The organism is Thalassospira mesophila (genome assembly GCF_002115755.1).
Taxonomy (GTDB): domain Bacteria; phylum Pseudomonadota; class Alphaproteobacteria; order Rhodospirillales; family Thalassospiraceae; genus Thalassospira; species Thalassospira mesophila.
In genome coordinates, this window is the sequence record NZ_JFKA01000001.1 from 872,862 (window position 1) to 892,377 (window position 19,516).

General features: G+C 55.3%; 17 protein-coding genes. All 17 read left to right on the forward strand.

The features are described from left to right. Positions 1-666 precede the first annotated feature (666 nt). The 17 genes from TMES_RS03865 (at position 667) to TMES_RS03955 (ending at position 19,514) form a co-directional block, all read left to right on the forward strand. A complete protein-coding gene (locus TMES_RS03865) occupies positions 667-1,479 on the forward strand; it encodes an ABC transporter ATP-binding protein (protein ID WP_085579892.1) in 813 nt (270 codons plus the stop codon). 2 nt (positions 1,480-1,481) lie between these two features. Beyond that, on the forward strand, positions 1,482-3,434 hold the full coding sequence (locus TMES_RS03870) for a long-chain fatty acid--CoA ligase (RefSeq protein ID WP_085579522.1): 1,953 nt from the start codon (positions 1,482-1,484) through the stop codon (positions 3,432-3,434). Positions 3,435-3,506: 72 nt separating this feature from the next. After that, entirely contained in the window at positions 3,507-4,400 is an 894-nt protein-coding gene (locus TMES_RS03875; protein ID WP_085579524.1) for a branched-chain amino acid ABC transporter permease, read from the forward strand. Positions 4,401-4,418: 18 nt separating this feature from the next. Next, a complete protein-coding gene (locus TMES_RS03880) occupies positions 4,419-5,492 on the forward strand; it encodes a branched-chain amino acid ABC transporter permease (protein WP_085579526.1) in 1,074 nt (357 codons plus the stop codon). Positions 5,493-5,598: 106 nt separating this feature from the next. Continuing rightward, positions 5,599-6,840, forward strand: a complete 1,242-nt coding sequence (locus tag TMES_RS03885; protein WP_085579527.1) for an ABC transporter substrate-binding protein — start codon at positions 5,599-5,601, stop codon at positions 6,838-6,840. Between the two features lie 168 nt (positions 6,841-7,008). Continuing rightward, a complete protein-coding gene (locus TMES_RS03890; RefSeq protein ID WP_085579528.1) occupies positions 7,009-7,830 on the forward strand; it encodes an ABC transporter ATP-binding protein in 822 nt (273 codons plus the stop codon). A gap of 86 nt (positions 7,831-7,916) precedes the next feature. Then, positions 7,917-9,155, forward strand: a complete 1,239-nt coding sequence (locus tag TMES_RS03895; RefSeq protein WP_085579530.1) for a phenylacetate--CoA ligase family protein — start codon at positions 7,917-7,919, stop codon at positions 9,153-9,155. 295 nt (positions 9,156-9,450) lie between these two features. Further along, entirely contained in the window at positions 9,451-10,626 is a 1,176-nt protein-coding gene (locus TMES_RS03905) for a trans-sulfuration enzyme family protein (protein ID WP_085579534.1), read from the forward strand. A gap of 109 nt (positions 10,627-10,735) precedes the next feature. After that, complete coding sequence (locus TMES_RS03910; RefSeq protein ID WP_245835189.1) at positions 10,736-11,941, forward strand: MFS transporter; 1,206 nt, start codon at positions 10,736-10,738, stop codon at positions 11,939-11,941. Positions 11,942-12,157: 216 nt separating this feature from the next. After that, complete coding sequence (locus TMES_RS03920) at positions 12,158-15,025, forward strand: monovalent cation/H+ antiporter subunit A (RefSeq protein WP_085579540.1); 2,868 nt, start codon at positions 12,158-12,160, stop codon at positions 15,023-15,025. A 4-nt stretch (positions 15,026-15,029) separates the two neighbouring features. Continuing rightward, positions 15,030-15,383, forward strand: a complete 354-nt coding sequence (locus TMES_RS03925; protein ID WP_085579542.1) for a Na+/H+ antiporter subunit C — start codon at positions 15,030-15,032, stop codon at positions 15,381-15,383. Beyond that, the gene (locus TMES_RS03930) at positions 15,383-16,939 is read left to right on the forward strand and encodes a monovalent cation/H+ antiporter subunit D (RefSeq protein ID WP_085579544.1); all 1,557 of its coding nucleotides are present in this window, start codon (positions 15,383-15,385) and stop codon (positions 16,937-16,939) included. The genes TMES_RS03925 and TMES_RS03930 overlap by 1 nt, the downstream gene beginning before the upstream one ends. 18 nt (positions 16,940-16,957) lie before the next feature. Next, the gene (locus TMES_RS03935) at positions 16,958-17,452 is read left to right on the forward strand and encodes a Na+/H+ antiporter subunit E (RefSeq protein WP_245835190.1); all 495 of its coding nucleotides are present in this window, start codon (positions 16,958-16,960) and stop codon (positions 17,450-17,452) included. Continuing rightward, the gene (locus TMES_RS03940; RefSeq protein ID WP_085579548.1) at positions 17,449-17,718 is read left to right on the forward strand and encodes a K+/H+ antiporter subunit F; all 270 of its coding nucleotides are present in this window, start codon (positions 17,449-17,451) and stop codon (positions 17,716-17,718) included. Before TMES_RS03935 ends, TMES_RS03940 begins: the two co-directional genes overlap by 4 nt. 11 nt (positions 17,719-17,729) lie before the next feature. Continuing rightward, positions 17,730-18,152, forward strand: coding sequence for a Na+/H+ antiporter subunit G (locus tag TMES_RS03945; protein WP_085579894.1), 423 nt, complete (start codon positions 17,730-17,732; stop codon positions 18,150-18,152). Between the two features lie 110 nt (positions 18,153-18,262). Then, the gene (locus TMES_RS03950) at positions 18,263-18,775 is read left to right on the forward strand and encodes a GNAT family N-acetyltransferase (protein ID WP_085579550.1); all 513 of its coding nucleotides are present in this window, start codon (positions 18,263-18,265) and stop codon (positions 18,773-18,775) included. A gap of 112 nt (positions 18,776-18,887) precedes the next feature. Beyond that, the gene (locus tag TMES_RS03955; RefSeq protein ID WP_085579896.1) at positions 18,888-19,514 is read left to right on the forward strand and encodes a ribonuclease HII; all 627 of its coding nucleotides are present in this window, start codon (positions 18,888-18,890) and stop codon (positions 19,512-19,514) included. Positions 19,515-19,516 lie beyond the last annotated feature (2 nt).

A 19,516-nucleotide genomic window follows, 5' to 3' on the forward strand; every position in this document is an offset into this window, starting at 1 on the left:
TTTGCGGGCAGGCCGGTGGCGGTCTTATATCGGCATTGGCAGCAAAAATGCGGCCTTCCCCAACCATATCTGGCGTGGGAGCGTGCGAGTCTCGTGTGTGATCGGGGCTGAAACAACGGGTATGGCTGGTGTGCCATTATATGGCCCGTGATAGCGCGCGGTCGCAAACGCGCGGCAGGTGCCATTGTTGCGGTGATGCGCAGTGATATCGGCTTTGACCGGGCCGTGCCGGGCGCGAATCGGCCCCGGTTTTACGAAACGATATTTCAAAAAACAGCCCGCAAACGATGAAATGTTAAGTTGAGAAACGTTTTTTACAATGCCGCAATGCGATAATTTCCCGGCATTGGCTGTGGCACCTTTGCAATATTAACGTTACGGAATGTTGATGCCGATTAAGCGTGGTTGCGCGCGCAAACTGGTTGTGCGGTGCGGTATGCCGTTTTGGTGCAAAGCGAAGGGCTTGCAACGCGTTGACGCTATAGTGTGAATTTGGTACTCAAATACGTATTAATTGCGTTGCGGCCTTTTCGGTATCGACCGGCAAGGTAAAAATAACAGACGCAAATCAGGGAAATGCTGAAATTTGGACGGTTCATTGTTGCGGCCCCGAAACGGGTGACAAAAGCAATGAACCCGGCCCAGGTCAGGGAGGATACCACGACGATGACGTCACCGGAGCCCATTTTAAGTATCAACGACGTGTCGCTGGTTTTTGGCGGCGTGCGCGCGTTGAGTGACGTCAGCTTTTCGGTGCAGAAAGGCGAACTGTTTTCGATTATCGGCCCCAACGGGGCGGGTAAAACATCGATGCTGAACTGCATTTCCGGGCGTTATCATCCGACCACGGGCGGGGTTCATTTCAAGGGCCAGAACGTGACCGGGATGAAGCCCAATGCCCGGGCCGAACTGGGCATTGGCCGCACCTTTCAGAACCTGGCGCTGTTTGGCCATATGTCGGTGCTTGATAACATCATGGTCGGGCGTCATCACCTGTTGAAAAACAACTTTTTCACTGGCGCGCTTTACTGGTTTTCGGGCGCGCAGAACGAAGAACTTGAACACAGAAAATTCTGTGAAGACGTGATCGATTTTCTGGAAATTTCCCACATTCGCAAGGCAACAGCAGGCACCCTTTCCTATGGGTTGCGCAAGCGGGTGGAACTGGCGCGCGCGGTGGCGCTGCGCCCCGACCTGATCTTGCTCGACGAGCCGATGGCCGGGATGAACCTGGAAGAAAAGGAAGACATGGCCCGCTTCATCATTGATTTGAATGAAGAATGGGGCATGACGGTTGTGATGATCGAACATGACATGGGGGTGGTGATGGATATTTCCAGCCGCGTCATGGTGCTGGATTTCGGGCGGAAAATTGCCGCAGGGCTGCCCGCCGAAGTCATGGCCAATGCCCATGTGAAAAAAGCCTATCTCGGCGAAGAAGACGACGAAGACGACAGCGTTTCCGGGAAGGTCGCATAACAATGAAGAAATATACGACGCCTGACTATGCCGACATTGCGACGCTTGATACGTTTCCCAAGGTGCTGGCCTATAACGCCAAAAACTGGCCCGGCGATGTTGCCCTGCGCGAAAAGGAATTTGGCGTCTGGCAGGAATTTAGCTGGAAAGATTATAACGACCGCGTCAAATGGATGAGCCTTGGCCTGCGCGAGCTGGGCATTGGTGCGGGCGATGTGGTGGGCATTATTGGCGAAAACCGCCCGGAATGGGTGTGGGCCGAAATTTCCGCCCATGCGTTGCGCGCCCGGTCGCTGGGGCTGTATCAAGACAGCCTGCATGACGAAGTGGCGTTTTTAATTACCTTTGGCGAAGCCCGCGTGATTATCGCCGAAGATGAAGAACAATGCGACAAGCTGCTGGAACTGGGGGACCAGATTCCAACCGTGGACAGGATTGTTTATTGCGACCCGCGCGGGATGCGCAAATATGATGATCCGCGCCTGATGTCGGTGGAAGACCTCTATGAGCTGGGCCGCAAGGCGGATGCCGCCGACGCGCAGGCCTATGACCGTATGGTGAATGATACGCGCGGCAATGAATGCGCCATTTTCTGCACCACATCGGGCACCACGTCCAAACCGAAAATCGCGATGATGAATGCCGGTGATTTTCTTCATCATTGTGCCGCCTATTTGCGCGCCGACCCCAAGCTGCCGGGCGACAATTATGTGTCGGTGTTGCCGCTGCCGTGGATTATGGAACAGGTTTATGTGGTCGGGCAGTCGCTGGTCAGCCGCCAGATTGTAAATTTTGTTGAAGAACAGGAAACCATGATGGCCGATCTGCGCGAGATCGGACCGAATTTTGTGCTGCTGGCCCCGCGTGTGTGGGAATCCATTGCCGCCGATGTGCGTGCGCGCATGATGGATTCTACCCCGTTCAAACAGAAAATGTATGACTGGGGCATGAAGCTGGCCCGCGGTGCGCTCGATGCAGGTGGGCATTCCAGGGCTGCCGATATTTTGCTGATGAATGCGCTAAAAGACCGGCTGGGATTTAGCAATTTGCGATCGGCTGCGACCGGCGGGGCGGCAATGGGGCCGGAAACCTTCAAGTTTTTCCATGCGATGGGGGTGCCGTTACGCCAGCTTTATGGCCAGACCGAACTGTGTGGTGCCTATACCATTCACCGGCCTGACGATATTGATTTTGATACCGTGGGTGTGGCGTTTGACAATTCCGAAATCAAGGTCATCAACAGTGATGAAAACGGGGTTGGCGAAATTGTTGCGCGCACATCGGGCATGTTCACCAGCTATTATAAAAACCAGACCGCCTATGACGAAGACATTGTCGATGGCTGGATGCATACCGGGGATGCCGGTTATTTCAAGGATAGCAATAAACATCTGGTTGTAATTGACCGGATGAAGGATTTGGCGGAAACGTCGAATGCGGTGCGCTATTCGCCGCAGTTTATTGAAAACAAACTGAAATTTTCGCCCTTCATTGCCGAGGCCGTGATTTTGGGCAAGGGCCTGCCGTTTTTGTCGGCCATGATTTGCATCCGTTTTTCGATCATGGCGAAATGGGCCGAACAGCGCGGCATTTCCTTTACCAACTATACCAACCTGTCCGCACAAACCGAAGTGTACGACATGATCGCCGAGGAAGTGCGCCAGGTAAACGAAACCCTGCCCGAAGCACAGCGCATTCGCCGGTTTTTGTTGCTTTACAAGGAACTCGACGCTGATGACGGCGAACTGACCCGCACGCGCAAGGTGCGCCGCGGGGTGGTGGCCGAAAAATATGCCGACATTATCGATGCGGTTTATTCGGGCACGCCCAAGGTCGATATCGACACCATGATTACCTTTCAGGATGGCACAAAAACGCGGATTCAAACCAGCGTGCAGGTTGTTGATCTGGAAGGAAGGGGGGGCGAAAACAGCACCCCGAAAGCCGCCGAATAAGCCGACGAAAAAGACGCGGCCAAAAACCAAAACCGGGGGTGGCAACATCCTCGCCATGACAGGGATGGCACCATGAATTTTGAACTTTTGTTCCAGTTGCTGCTAAACGGGCTGATTGTTGGCATGCTGTATGGCGTCGTCGCCATGTGTTTTGTGCTGATTTACAAATCGACCCAGGTGGTTAACTTTGCCCAGGGCGAATTTTTGCTGATCGGCGCATGGGTTTGTTATGCGTTTCTGGTCGAATTCCAGATGCCGTTCTGGCTGGGGTTCATTTTTACCCTGCTGTTCATGCTGGCATTCGGGGTGATTTTGCAACTGGTGGTGCTGCGCCCCATGATTGGCGAGCCGATCATTTCCGTGATCATGGTCACCATTGGCCTGTCGATTTTCTTTCAGTCGGCCACCAAATGGATTTTCGGGGCAACCACGGCAACTTATCCGCAAGTCTTTGAAACCCGGGCTATTTCCATTGGCGGTATGCAAATTGAAACCGCCTATATCATGAGTTTGGGCATATCGCTTGTGATCATGGTGGCGTTTTACTGGTTCTTTAAATATTCCAAACTGGGGCTGGCGATGCGCGCCACGGCGTTTGACCAGCAGGTGGCACAAAGCCTGGGCATTTCGGTGAAAACCGTGTTTGCCATGTCGTGGGCGATATCGGCGATGGTTTCGGGGGTGGCCGGTATTGTTATTGGCATGGTCAACGGCGTGTCGTCGGGCCTGTCGGTTATCGGGATCAAGGTGTTTCCGGCGGTTATTCTCGGCGGGCTTGATTCCATCATCGGCGCCATCGTGGGCGGGGTGATTATTGGCCTGCTTGAAAACGGGGCTGAATTTGTCGACGGGCAGTATCTGCACTGGGGCAACCTGTTTTCCATCGCACCGTTTTATGTGCTGATCGTTATTTTGTGCATCAAGCCCTATGGCCTGTTTGGCACCAAAGACATCGAACGTATCTGATCTGGGGGACGAACCATTATGGCCGGCTTTTCAATGCGTCCCTGCGGCGATTTTCGCACCAGCTATCGCCAGGACACCCGTATTTTCGATACGACTTTCGTGCGTTATGCCGCCGTGTGTGGCGTGGTGGCAACCGCATTGATGCCCTTTGTGCTTGATGGCTATTACGTTAATCTGTTTATCCAGATTTCCTATTTTGCCATTGCCGCCCTGGGCCTGAATATTCTGGTTGGTTTTACCGGGCAAATCTCGCTGGGCCATGCCGCATTTTTCGGCTTTGGGGCCTTTGCCTCGGCCTGGATCAACACCCATACCGGTATTCCGGTTTTGTTGTCCATTCCGCTGGCGGGCCTGTTAACCGCGGCGGTGGGGTTGCTGTTTGGCTTGCCTGCCGCCCGGATCAAGGGGCTTTATCTGGCGATTGCCACATTGGCCGCCCAGTTTATTTTAGAAGACTTTTTTGCCCGGGCCGACTGGTTTACCGGCGGGTCTTCGGGGGCGGCGGCCAACCCGATCAATGTGTTTGGCTATGAAGTTCTTGATGATTTCAGCTTCTTTTATGTCTGCCTGTTTTTTCTGGTCATCATGTATGTGCTGGGCAGCAACCTGATGCGCTCGCGCGATGGTCGTGCCTTTGTCGCGGTGCGCGACCATTACCTGTCGGCCGAAATTATGGGCATTAACCTGACCAAATACCGCCTGCTCAGCTTTGCTGTTTCATCGTTCTACGCCGGGATCGGCGGGGCGATTTACGGGCATTATCTGGGCTATGTCTCGGCCGAGGGTTTCACCATTTTGCTGTCGATCCAGTTTCTGGGCATGATCATTATTGGCGGCCTGGGATCGGTAAAGGGGGCGTTGATGGGCACTGTGTTTATGGTGCTGTTGCCCGAGGTGATGGAAACCGGCGTTAGTGCCTTAAGCGTTTTTGACTGGGCCAACAGCACCGCTGTGACCGATGGCCTGGCCTATATCAAGGAGATGGCGATCGGTCTGGCCATTATCCTGTTCCTGATTTTTGAACCCGACGGGTTATCACACCGCTGGCAACAGATCAGGGCGTACTGGAAGCTTTATCCCTTCTCGTACTGACCAAAACCCCCACCTGCCGCACCATAATAATACTGGCAGGACAATAAAAATACGGGGGAGACCGGGAGGCTTTTTTGTTCAATGAAACGTCCAGGGAGACGTCGAGATGAAGAAACTGATTGCTGCTACCGCGATGATCGCAACCGCTATGTCGGTTGGCGCGGCAAAGGCCGAAGACAGCGTGTTTGTTGGCCATTTGATGGATATTACCGGGGCAACCGGCTTTATCGGCAAGTTTTATGCCGACGGGGTCCGTGATGCGCTGTCTTATATTAATGAAAATGGCGGCATTGCCGGCACCCCGCTGGAATTTGAATCCGTCGATTACGCCTATAAAGTGCCCCAGGCGATTGCCAATTATAAAAAATGGCGGTCGCGCAACAACATGGTGGCGATGCAAGGCTGGGGAACCGGCGATACCGAAGCCCTGATTTCATTTGTTGCCCGCGATGAAGTGCCGGTTTTCTCGGCATCCTATTCCGGCCATCTGACCGACCCGACGGGCAAAAACCCCAAAACTGCCAAACCTGCGCCCTATAACTTCTTTTACGGGGCATCCTATTCCGATGCTTGCCGCGCGATGGTGCAATGGGCGGCAAAGGACTGGAAAGACAAGGGCGGCAAGGGCAAGCCGGTATTTAGCCATATTGGCGATAACCACCCCTACCCGAACGCGCCCAAAGAAGCCTGCGCCGAATATGCCAACGAACTGGGGTTTGAAGTGACCAACCCGGTTGTGGTGTCGATGAAGCCGGGCGATTTCAAGGCGCAATGCCTGACCCTGAAAGAAGCCGGAACCGATTATGGTTACCTGGGTAACCTTGGCCCGTCGGTTGTGTCGCTGGTGAAATCCTGCGGTACGGTTGGGGCGGATCCGACCTGGCTTGCCAATATCTGGGCGGGTGATTACGAAACGCTGAAAACCATTGGCGATGTCGATAATTACATCTTCCCGGTGATGACCAGCTTTTGGACTGACGAAGGCGTTCCGGGCATGGATCTTGTGCGCGAGATTTCCAAGGAATCGGACAAGTCGGGCAAGGAATTTCGCACCCATCATTACATTCGCGGCATTTGTTCGGTCTATTACATGAAAGAAGCCATGGAATGGGCCAAGGAAAATGGCGGCATTACCGGCCCGAACATTAAACAGGGCATGTATGCCCGTTCTGATTGGGTGCCCAAAGGACTGGAAGGCGTTTGCATGCCGGCCACCTGGACGGCCGAAGATCATCGCGGGATTAACACCGTCAATATCTATAGCGGTCAAGCCCATGACGGCAACATCAAGGTCACCAAACTTGAAACCGTGACCCTGCCGCGCCGTGACGACTGGCTTGGTTATTAATATCAGCCTCCTTTCGGTTTGAAAGGATGTCTCCCGCCTGGTGCCGGAACCTGCTGTTTTCCCAAACGGTTTCGGCACCATGGTGGCAGGGACGGGGGCGTTTCCCCGCTCTGAGCATTGTTTTGTTGATTTGTTTTGTTTTTATCGCTGCCATTGCGAAGGTGATTTATGTCCGAACCCGCCCGCAAGACCGAAACCGCGCCGCCGCTTTTGTCGGTTAATAACATCGAAGTCGTTTATGACGAGGTGATCCTTGTATTGCGCGGCGTGTCGCTTGATGTGCCGCAGGGCAGCATTGTGACGCTGCTTGGCCCCAACGGGGCGGGGAAATCGACCACGCTCAAGGCCATATCGGGCCTGTTAAAAACCGAAGACGGCGAAGTGACCCGCGGCGAAATAACCTTTGATGGCAAGCCGATTTCCAACAAATACCCCGAAGATATCGTGCGGTCCGGCATTTTTCAGGTGATGGAAGGGCGGCGCATTATCGAGGATATGACCTGCCTGGAAAACCTGCGTCTGGGGGCCTATACCCGCAAGGACAAGGGCGTTAAAGACGATATCGAAATGGTCTATGACTATTTCCCGCGTTTGCGCGAACGTAACGGGCTGGCCGGGTATTTGTCGGGCGGGGAACAGCAAATGCTGGCGATTGGCCGGTCTTTGATGGCGCGCCCGAAAATGATTTTGCTTGATGAACCCTCGATGGGCCTGTCGCCGTTGCTGGTGAAAGAAGTGTTTGGCATTATCGAAAAAATCAACCGCGATCAGGGTATTACCATGCTGATCGTCGAACAGAATGCCAACTTTGCCTTAAAAGTAGCCGATTACGGGTACATTATGGAAAGTGGCAAGGTGGTGCTAGACGGCACGCGCGACGAGCTTTTGAACAACGAGGACGTTAAGGAATTTTACCTTGGCGGCGGGTCGGAAGACCGCAAAAGTTTTAAAAATATCAAATCCTATAAACGGCGCAAACGCTGGCTATAAACGGCATTTTTTGCCTTATGTGCCGTGGGATGCGCGGGAGACGACAGGCTATCTTTTAGGCGAAACTCTATCAAACGGGACCAGCCATGACATTGCAAACCTATTTCGACGACAAGGAAACCCTGGCCCCCGATGCCCGCGAAGGCCGTTTGCTGGCATCCTTGCCGGGGTTGATTGCCCATGCGCGCGATAAATCCACCGGCTTTGGCACGATATTGCAAAATATCGCCAGTGTTGCGGTTACCAACCGCCAGGAACTGGCAAAGCTGCCGGTGACGCGCAAGTCCGATTTGATCGCGATGCAGGCGGCAAAGCCGCCCTTTGCCGGGTTGAACGCAACGCCGGTGGGGGCGCTGGCCCGCATTTTTCAAAGCCCGGGGCCAATTTACGACCCGGAAGGCAAGGGCGATGACTGGTGGCGCATGGGCCGGGCCTATTTTGCGGCGGGTTTTCGCCCCGGTGACGTTATTCACAATTGCATGTCGTATCATTTAACGCCGGGCGGCTTTATTTTTGACAGCGGTGCGCGGGCGTGCGGTTGTGCGGTGGTGCCAGCGGGCGTGGGCCAAACCGAAGTGCAGGTTAAGGCAATTGCCGATATCCGCCCGACCGGCTATGCCGGGACGCCATCGTTTTTGAAAATCCTGCTCGAAAAAGCCGATGACATGGGGGCGGATGTGTCCTCGATCAGCCGGGCGCTGGTATCGGGCGAGGCGCTGCCGGAAAAACTGCGTGACTGGTTTGCCGAACGCGGTGTTGCCATGCTGCAATGTTATGCCAGTGCCGATCTGGGCCTGATTGCCTATGAAAGTGATGCGCGCGACGGCATGATTGTGGCCGAAGACATTATTGTTGAAATTGTCCGCCCCGGTACCGGCACTCCGGTTGCCGACGGCGACGTGGGCGAGGTTCTGGTAACGTCGTTTAATATGGATTATCCGCTGGTGCGTTTTGCCACCGGCGATTTGTCGGCGATTTTGCCGGGGCAAAGCCCGTGCGGGCGCACCAACCAGCGCATTAAAGGCTGGATGGGCCGGGCCGACCAAACCACCAAGGTTAAAGGCATGTTTGTCCACCCCCAGCAGGTGGCCGAAGTGGTGCGCCGTCACCCCGAAATTGCCAAGGCGCGGCTGGTTGTTTCACGCGTGAACGACAATGATGTGATGACGCTGTCCTGCGAAACCGATGCCGCCGATTTTAATGCCGACGCGGTGGGTGCCACCGTGCATGATGTGTGCAAGCTACGCGGGGTGGTTGAACCGGCAACGGTGGGCAGCCTGCCCAATGACGGCAAGGTGATTGATGATCAGCGCGACTATAGTTGAAATTTAACTGCTTTATTTGAACAAGTCCGGTTTTGGCAACTGCCATTGCCGGGCTTTCATTCCCGCTCGGGAATAAACTGGCTGTGCGGTTTTTATCGTGCAGCCTTTTTTTTCGGCGTTTTGAAACCGCCAGAACAGCCTTGCGCGGTGTGATGAAATGCGATTTGTTAAGAATTCAAATTGCTTGCACATTGTTGCCCGATGTCGCTTTCGCCACCCTTGCTTTCGCCACCGCCGCCACTTCCACCATCGTGTTTTCACACGCTGCATTTTCCCGAGCCAAGGAGCGCCCCGCATGAAAGACAAAACCGTTTGTGTTTGCCCGCCACATGTTTCGCACGAAGGTTTTGCCAGCCTGGCAACGCCGACGTATCGCGCATCGACCATTGCCTTTCCCAATGCGGCGGCCTTTGCCAACCGGATGGATCGCGGACCGGATGGTTATATTTACGGCCTGCATGGCACGCCAACCAGCCGCACGCTGGAAGCCGCGATTTCCGCCCTTGAAGGGGCGGCGCATACCATGCTGCAACCCTCGGGCCAGGCATCTATTTCGGTGGTGTTTCTGGCATTGTTAAAACCCGGCGATACGGTTTTGATCCCCGATTGTGCCTATCCGCCGGTCAGTTCGCTGTGCAACGGGTATTTGGCCGATCGCGGCATTGCGCACCGGGTTTATGACCCGTTGATTGGTGGCGATATTGCCGGGTTGATTGACGATAGCGTCAAGCTGATATGGGTGGAAAGCCCCGGTTCGGCGACGATGGAAGTGCAGGATTTGCCCGCCATTGCCAAGGCCGCCCATGATCGCGGTGTGTTGGTGGGAATGGATAACACCTGGGCCAGCCCGCTTCATTTCAAACCGCTGGCCTATGGCGCAGATATTGTGGTGGAGGCCCTGACCAAATATTTTAGCGGCCATTCCGATTTGCTGATGGGCTCGGTCTCGGTTACCGACGAGGGCGTTTATAAACAGTTGAAATCCACCATGAGCATGCTGGGCATTGGGGTGTCGCCCGATGATTGCTCGCTGGTGTTGCGCGGCATGGAAACCATGGCGGTGCGCTTAAAACACGGCAGCGACGTTGCGCTGAATTTTGCCACGCGCATGAGCAAAATCATTGACCCGGCCCTGATCTTGCACCCGGCCTTGCCAACATTTCCGCAACACGGCATGTGGCAACGCGATTTTGCCGGGGCCAGTGCGTTGTTCAGCATTATGATCCCGGCTGATATGGCAGGCGAACTGGACGGGCTGATTGACCAGGCAAAGACATTTTCCATTGGCGCGTCGTGGGGCGGCACCCACAGCCTGATGGTGCCGATGGCAATTGGCACCATGCGCAAGTTTGATGGCAACGCACCCAGCGGCATTATTTTGCGCCTGTCGATTGGCATGGAAGACCCCGATGATTTATGGACCGATCTGGCCCCGATCCTGGATGCCATTGCGCACCATCAACCGGCCTGAGCCAGCTTGAGCCAGTACCGCCAGCACAACCGCCTTGCCAATGGTTCGCCATAGGCAGGGCGGGCGATATGTGTATGATTATAAAATCATTTTAAAAAAGGGGATCGGGGTGCGGGGCACAAAAACCATCGAAGTCAGCCTGATCACGCTGTGCCAGCTTTTGGCGCTGTCATTGTGGTTTTCGGCAACGGCGGTATTGCCGCAATTGCGGGCCGAATTTCATTTGGGCGCGCTGCAATCGTCGCTGTTTACCAGTTCGGTGGTGATGGGTTTTATCATTGGTACCCTGATCAGCGCGTTTTTAGGGCTGGCCGACCGGCTGGACCCGCGCCGGTTTTTTGCCCTGTGTGCGCTGGTGGCAGGTACTGCCAATATTTTGATTTTAACCGTGCCGGTAGACGGGGTGGTGGTTATTTTGCTGCGCCTGTTAACCGGCATGTGCATGGCGGGGATTTATCCCATCGGCATGAAAATGGTGGCGACATGGGCGCGCGGCGATACCGGGTTTCTGGTCGGGCTTTTGGTCGGGGCGCTGACATTGGGCTCGGCCTTGCCGCATTTGTTTTCGGTGGCCTTGCCGCTGGACTGGCGCTGGGTGATTGTGGCGGCAAGCGGTTCGGCGTGGCTGGCGGCGTTTGGCGTGATGTTTGTCAAACTGGGGGGCACACCGGCACGGTCGCCGCGATTTGATCCGCGCATGCTGGGGCATATCATTGCCGATAAACCGTTGCGTTATGCCGGTTATGGCTATTTTGGCCATATGTGGGAATTGTATGCCATGTGGGGCTGGACGGGGTTGTTCCTGTTTCGCACCTATCAGGACCGGGGCATGGCGGATGCGGCGGGCTGGGCGGCGTTAACCACCTTTGCCATTGTCGGCATTGGCGCACTGGGCAGTTTGCTGGGCGGGATATTGGCCGACCGCTGGGGGCGGACCACCATTACCATTGGCGCGATGACGGTTAGCGGGCTGTGCGCCCTTGTGACCGGCGCACTGGCCGGGGCACCGATGCCGGTTCTGGTGATTGTGTGTTTGATCTGGGGGATTTCGGTGGTGGCGGATTCTGCCCAGTTTTCATCCTGCGTGATCGAACTTGCCGAGCCTGCCCATATTGGCACCGCGCTGACATTGCAAAATGCGGTGGGTTTTTTGATTGCGCTGGTATCAATCCATCTGGTGCCGGTGGTGGCCGATGCCTTTGGCTGGTGGGCATCCTTTGCCATGCTGGCAATCGGCCCGGTGATGGGGGTTATGGCAATGGCACGTTTGCGTGCGATGCCCGAAGCTGTCAAACTGGCCCAGGGACGGCGTTAACCACTCTTTTGCATAGGAAAAATGCAAAAAAATATTGCCAGAAAACCAAAATCGGCGCTTTTTCTTGGGTGATCAGGATCACTTGCCCGATGCGCAATAAAAATGCATCGGCGGGGTTTCCTTGACCATATTCGGGACAAATATTAGGTTCTGCCAGAATTTTCTTGCTGCGCGCGCGGGGGCGTTGCGTCATCTTCTAAAAAACAAGGGTCTTTCATGAGTCTTACCCTCATTGTTTTGCTTCCCTTTCTTGGCGCGCTGCTGCCAGCGATCATGATCAGGGCCGGACGTAACACCTGTGCAATGGCGACCGGATCGGTCACGTTGTTAGCACTGATTCTTTTGGCATCCCTGGCACCTGCTGTGATGGCCGGAGAGGTGATCCACGTTCGCTATGAATGGTTGCCCGCACTGGGCCTGAATGTGAACTTTTTCCTCGACGGGTTGGGGTTGCTGTTTGCCACCCTGATTTTGGGGATCGGGCTTTTAATCATTATCTATGCCCGGTTCTATCTGTCGAAAAGCGATCCGATGGGCCGTTTTTACGTGTTCCTGTTATTGTTTCAGGGCGCAATGATCGGCATTGTTACATCCGACAATATTTTGCTGTTGCTGATTTTCTGGGAACTGACGTCGTTAAGCTCGTTCCTGCTGATCGGCTATTGGAAACATCTGCCCGAAGGTCGACAGGGCGCGCGTATGGCGCTGACCGTGACCGGGGCCGGTGGCCTGGCGATGATTGCCGGAATGCTGATTTTGGGCAATATCGTTGGCTCTTATGACATCAGCGTGATTTTGCAGCATGGCGACATGATCAAATCATCGCCGCTTTATGCGCTGGCGACGGTTCTGGTTTTGCTGGGCTGTTTAACCAAATCGGCACAGTTTCCGTTTCATTTCTGGTTGCCCCACGCCATGGCGGCACCGACCCCGGTTTCGGCCTATCTGCATTCGGCAACCATGGTCAAAGCCGGGCTGTTTTTAATGGCGCGGCTGTGGCCGGTGCTGGCGGGAACCGATGAATGGTTTTACATCGTTGCCACATCGGGCCTGATCACGATGGTGATGGGTGCCTGGATTGCGATGTTCAAGGATGATCTGAAAGGCCTTCTGGCCTATTCAACCGTCAGTCACCTTGGCCTTATTACCATGCTGTTTGGTTTTGGCACCCCGCTGGCCGCCGTGGCCGGTATTTTTCACATCATCAACCATGCCACGTTTAAGGCCGCCCTGTTTATGACGGCTGGCATTATTGACCATGGCACGGGCACGCGCAGCATTCGCCGCCTTGGCGGTATTGCATCCTTAATGCCGATTGCGGCCACCATTGGTGTGATTGCAGCGGCATCCATGGGCGGGATGCCCCCGTTTAACGGGTTCCTGTCCAAGGAAATGATGCTTGATGAATCATTACATATGGCGTGGCTGGGGCAGGACTGGGTGTTCCCGGTTCTGGTCACGGTCGGCGCGCTGTTTTCGGTGGCTTATGCCTTCCGGTTTATTGTGCATGTGTTTTTGGGCCCCAAACAGCCGGTATACCCGGAGCATCCGCATGATCCGGGATTTGGCATGTGGGGGCCGCCCGCATTTTTAACCGTGCTGGTGGTGTTGATTGGCCTGTTCCCGGCGGTGGTCGCCGGGCCGCTGGTGGAGGTTACATCGCGTGCCGTTATTGGCGGAGAATTGCCGGAATTTCATTTGGCACTGTGGCATGGTTTTAACACGCCGCTGATGCTAAGCGCGGTTGCCATCATTGGTGGTTTGCTGTTGCTGTGGCGTCATCCGGGCCTGATGAATGCGACCAAAAACCTGTCACGGCCCGAAGCCAAGGCGATGTTTGACGGCTTTATCGAAAAGCTGGTCGGGCTGGCCCGGTTTATGACCGACCTGTTGCATAGCGGGTCGTTGCAGCTTTATCTGTCGTTCATGATTGTGGCCGCCATTGCCATTGGTCTGGCCGGTTTTTATACCCATGACGGGTATTTGCCGGGCACGCGGGAATTGTTGCCGGTCAGTGTGCCGGTGGTGATTGCCTGGGCGCTGTTGATGCTGACCTGTGCGGCATCGGTGATCCTGCATTATAACCGCTTGCTGGTGTTGTTGTTTGTTGGCGTGATCGGCCTGATTGTGTCGCTGGGCTTTATTTACCTGTCCGCACCTGATTTGGCCCTGACCCAGATTTCGGTCGAAGTGGTGACCGTGATTTTGATGATGCTGGCGTTAAACATCCTGCCCAAGGAAACCCCGCGCGAAAGCACCGCCGGACGGCGTTTTCGCGATATTCTGATCGCGGTGGTTGCCGGGTTGGGCATGGGCGGTGCCGTGTGGGCCGTGATGACCCGCGATGGTGTGACCATTGCCGATTATTACCTGCAAAATTCGTTAACCAGGGGCGGCGGGCATAACGTGGTAAACGTTATTCTGGTCGATTTCCGTGGTTACGATACGTTTGGTGAAATCACCGTTCTGGGCATTGCGGCCCTGACCATTTTTGCCCTGGTCGAAAGTGTTGCCAGCGGCAAGGCCGCCGCGCGGTTGGCAAGTTGGGTGAAGGAACATCGGGAATCCGCCGAACGCCACCCTTTGATGATGGTGATTGCAACACGCGTGATGCTGCCATTATCGCTGATGGTCGGGGTTTATATTTTCCTGCGCGGGCATAACGAACCGGGCGGCGGGTTTATTGCCGGGCTGGTCGTTTCCATCGCCCTGATCATGCAATATATGGCGTCGGGCTTTGGCTGGACCCAGAACCGCATGCGGGCCAATTATCATGCCATGATTGCGCTGGGCGTGATTGCCGCGGCGCTAACCGGCATGGGGGCGTGGGTTGCGGGTTATCCGTTCCTGACCAGTACCTTTGGTCATTTCCATATTCCGTTTATTGGCGATATTGAACTTGCCAGCGCGATGGGCTTTGACCTGGGTGTGTTCCTGACCGTGGTCGGAGCGGTGATGCTGGCGCTGGCGAAATTGTCGCAGGTGGAACGCATGGCCGAACATAGCGACATCAATACCGAACCGATGGATCACGATCCGTCATCGGGGCGTCCCCTGACGTCGCCACAGCAAAACGAGGCCTGATATCATGGAGTTTCTGGTAGCAAGCAGTATCGGCCTTTTAACCGCATGTGGTGTTTACATGCTGTTGCGCGGCAGGACATTTCCCGTCGTGATCGGGTTGTCGCTTTTGTCTTATGCGGTGAATGTGTTTTTGTTCGCCATGGGCCGGTTGCAGGTGGATCTGCCCCCGATCATCAGTGACAGCGCCCCGGGCTATACCGACCCGATCCCGCAGGCACTGGTGTTAACGGCAATTGTTATTTCGTTTGGTATGACAGCCCTGATCGTTGTGCTGGCCCTGCGAACCTATCTTGAGATCGGCAATGACCATGTTGATGGCCTTTCCGGCGGCCCCACTGATACCGGAGAACAGGAATAATGGGTAACTGGATGATTGTTCCCGTCGTGCTGCCAGCGGTTATGGCGGCACTGACTGTTCTGGCGGTGCGCCATGATCTGGTGTTGCAGCGGGTTTTTTCCGCCGCAACCGTGCTGGCCTTGCTGGTTGTGTCGATTGTGCTGGTGTTTCATGCCGCCCATACCGGCCCGGAAATGTATTCGCTGGGCAACTGGCCAACCCCGTTTGGCATTGTGCTGGTGTTAGACCGCCTGTCGGCAATGATGGTGTTGCTGACATCCATTCTCGCCGCCATCGTGTGGTTTTATTCGGCGCGCGAATGGGACAAACGCGGCAAGCATTTTCATGCCCTGTTTTTGTTTCAGCTAATGGGGGTGAATGGCGCATTTCTGACCGGCGACTTCTTTAACCTGTTCGTGTTTTTTGAAGTTCTGCTGATCGCGTCCTATGGCCTGATGTTGCACGGCGCGGGCGAACACCGCCTGAAAGCAGGCTTGCAGTATATTATCGTCAATCTGACCGGCTCCAGCCTGTTTTTGATTGGCGTTGGCCTGATTTACGCCGTGACCGGCACGCTGAACATGGCGGATCTGGCCCTGAAGGTGCCGTTGGTGCCTGATAGTGACCTGGCGTTGTTAAAGGCAGGCGCGCTGATTTTGTTTCTGGTGTTTTGCATCAAGGCCGCGATGGTGCCGATGCATTTCTGGTTGCCTGGCACCTATGCCAATGCACCAGCGCCGGTTGCGGCCCTGTTTGCCATTATGACCAAGGTTGGTGCCTATTCGATTTTGCGGCTGTACTCGCTGGCATTTGGCGGGTCGGCGGGCGATTTGTCGTGGCTGGTCGCGCCTTATTTGTTGCCAGCGGCGATTGTGACGCTGGTGGTCGGCATGGTCGGTGTGCTGGCGGCAAAGCAGCTTAACCGCATGGTGGCCTTTGCCGTGGTGGGATCGATGGGGACCATGATGATTTCGGTTTCCCTGTTTACCCCGGATTCTGTGGCGGCTGGTTTGTATTATATGCTGCATTCCACCTTTGCCGGGGCGGCGATGTTTCTGGTAGCCGATCTGATTATTTCACGGCGCGGCCAGTATGGCGGGGTCTTGAATGCGGCCCCCGATATTCGCCAAAGCGGCCTGATCGCAGCGATGTTTTTTATGGCCGCCATTGCCATGGCCAGCATGCCGCCGCTATCGGGGTTTTTGGGGAAACTGCAAATTCTGACTGCGGCGCGTGAGTCGCAATATGCCGTGTGGATCTGGGCGGTTATTCTGGGCACGTCGTTTTTAAATATCGTTGCCTTTGGCCGGGCGGGCAGTGTTTTGTTTTGGAAAAGTTCGGCAATTGAAGGCGAAATTCAAACCGCGTCAGACCAGACATTTCCCAAACAGACGGTTATTGCCGCGGGCATGATGCTGGCGATGCTGGTGGGGTTAACCGTGTTTGCCGGGCCGATTACCGGTTATTTGCACGACACCAGTGTCGAGTTGTTTGATACCACCGACTATATCCGTGCGGTGATGGGGGCCGATACCCCCATTGCCGAAATCACCACCGTTGCGCCGTTTGCGCAATAAGCAGCAGAAAGGACAGTGATGATGTTGAAACGTTATCTTCCCCATCCGCTGCTCAGCGTGGCCCTGATTGTGATCTGGGTGATGCTGGCCAACGAGATTTCGGTTGGTACGGTGGTGTTTGCCGTTATTCTGGCCGTGATTATTCCGCTGATCAGCCAAAGCTTTTGGCCAGGACGGCCCAAGGTTGGCAATTTCTGGGCGATTTGTGAATATGGCCTGATCGTGCTGTGGGATATTCTGGTTGCCAATGTGGTGGTGGCAGGGCTTGTTTTGTTTCGCAAGGCCGACAGCCTGGAACCGGCCAGTGTAACCGTGCCGCTGGAATTAACCTCGCCCGAGGCGATTACGGCGCTGGCGGGCACCATCACCATGACGCCGGGTACCGTGACGGTCGATTTATCGCGCGATGCGCGCTCGTTGCTGGTGCATTGCCTGCACGCGCCCGACCCGCAAGCCGTGGTTGACGACATCAAATCGCGCTACGAACGCCGGCTCAAGGAGATTTTCGAATGATTGAATATGCCCTGAATTTTGCGTTCGTGTGCGCCGGTGTGTCGTTGCTGATCAATTTGTGGCGTTTGTCATTCGGGCCGACCATTGCGGATCGGGTTTTGGCCGTGGATACCATGGCGATTAACGGCATAGCGCTTTTGGTGCTGTATGGCATTGGCCGGGCAACATCGATGTATTTTGAGGCCGCCCTGCTGTTTGCGATGGTCGGGTTTGTGTCGACCGTGGCCTATTGCAAGTTCGTCCTGCGCGGCGACATCATCGAATAGGAATGGATGTGATGGAATTTGTTATTGAACTCGTCATTTCTGTTTTGATCGTGATCGGGGGGCTGTTTACCCTGATCGGGTCGTTCGGGCTGGTGAAGCTGCCGAACCTTTTGATGCGCCTGCATGCCCCGACCAAGGCCACCACGGTGGGGGTCGGGTCGATCCTGATTGCATCGATGCTGTTTTTCTGGATGGAACGGGGCACCTTTACCATTCATGAATTGCTGATCACGGTCTTTTTGTTTTTAACCGCACCGATTACCGCCAATTTGATAGGCAAGGCGTATTTGCTGCGCCATGTCGACCCGCATGATGATTTGCCCCATACCGGCGAAGCCGAAGGCTGGGCGACGTTTGATTCACGCGATCCCGAAGAACAACCCAAAGACCCCGGCAAATTGCCGCAGGACGAAAAAAGCAACGACCTGAACTGAGCAATCATTGGCAGGTCGTCGCCAGATTGACAGGGTCAACACCGGTTCTGGCAACGGAACCGGTGTTTTGTTTATGAAGGGCGATTGCAATTGCAACAGAATGGTCTGCCATGCCCAATTTGCCAGCATTTGAAACGGCGCGTTTAAGATTGCGCCCCCGCACAGGGGCCGATTTTGCCGCCTGCCTTGCCATGGACCGCGAACCGGGCATGACCCGCTATATCGCCGGGCCATGGGCAGATGACACAGCGCACCGGGCATTTTTGCACGATCGGATCGGGCGGGATTATGGCGACGGGTTGGGATATTGGTCGGTTTTTCCCAAAACGGCCGCAAAATGGTTTGCAGGCTGGGTGTTGCTGATCCCGGAAAATGGCGTGGGGCCGGATATTGAAATTGGCTGGCGATTTGTGTTGGCCGCCCAGGGCAAGGGATATGCCACCGAGGCCGCCCATGCTGTTTTGAACCATGCCTTTGCCACTTTGGCGATAGACCGGGTGGTGGCCGATATTGACCGGCGCAATCTGCCATCGATCAAGGTGGCGCAAAAAATTGGCCTGCATTGCGAAAGCCGGGGCGAAAATGCCGATTTATATGCCGTGAGCCGGAATAACCGGAAATAACCGGCAATAACCCGACGTGATCCTGTTTGCACCGCGCACGCGCAATGATACGACGGTGTAAGTGCGAGCGCCCCTATCGGCATATGACACGCAAGACAGGTAGATGACGGGCATGCCCGATTTTACGATAGAAGATCAATATAGCGGCATTGTCGCCGGAATAGACGAGGTAGGGCGCGGGCCGCTGGCCGGGCCGGTGGTTGCGGCCGCCGTGGTGCTACCGCGTTCTCAGCCTGCTTTAAACGTGCTGTATCGCCAGCTAAATGATTCCAAAAAGCTGTCGGCGAAAAAACGCGAGATGCTGGCGGCAATGATATTTGATTGTGCCTTTGTCGGCATTGGGGCGGCATCTGTGCGCGAGATTGACCAGATTAATATTTTGCAGGCAACCTATGTGGCCATGCGCCGCGCAGTGGCACATTTGCCGCAATGCCCTGATCAGGCATTGGTGGATGGCAACCGTGACCCCGGCCTGCCCTGTGCGGTGCAAACAGTGGTGAAGGGCGATAGCAAATCGCTGTCGATTGCGGCGGCATCGATTGTTGCCAAAGTGGTGCGCGACCGCGCCATGGCGCGCCTTGCGGTGCGTTATCCGCATTTTGGCTGGGAAGGCAATGCTGGCTATGGCGTGAAAAAGCATATGGCGGGGCTGCATGTGGCGGGGCCAACGGTGCATCACCGCCGCAGTTTCAAACCGGTTGCGCTGTTGTGGGACGCGATGGAAGCTCGCGAAACCTGAGC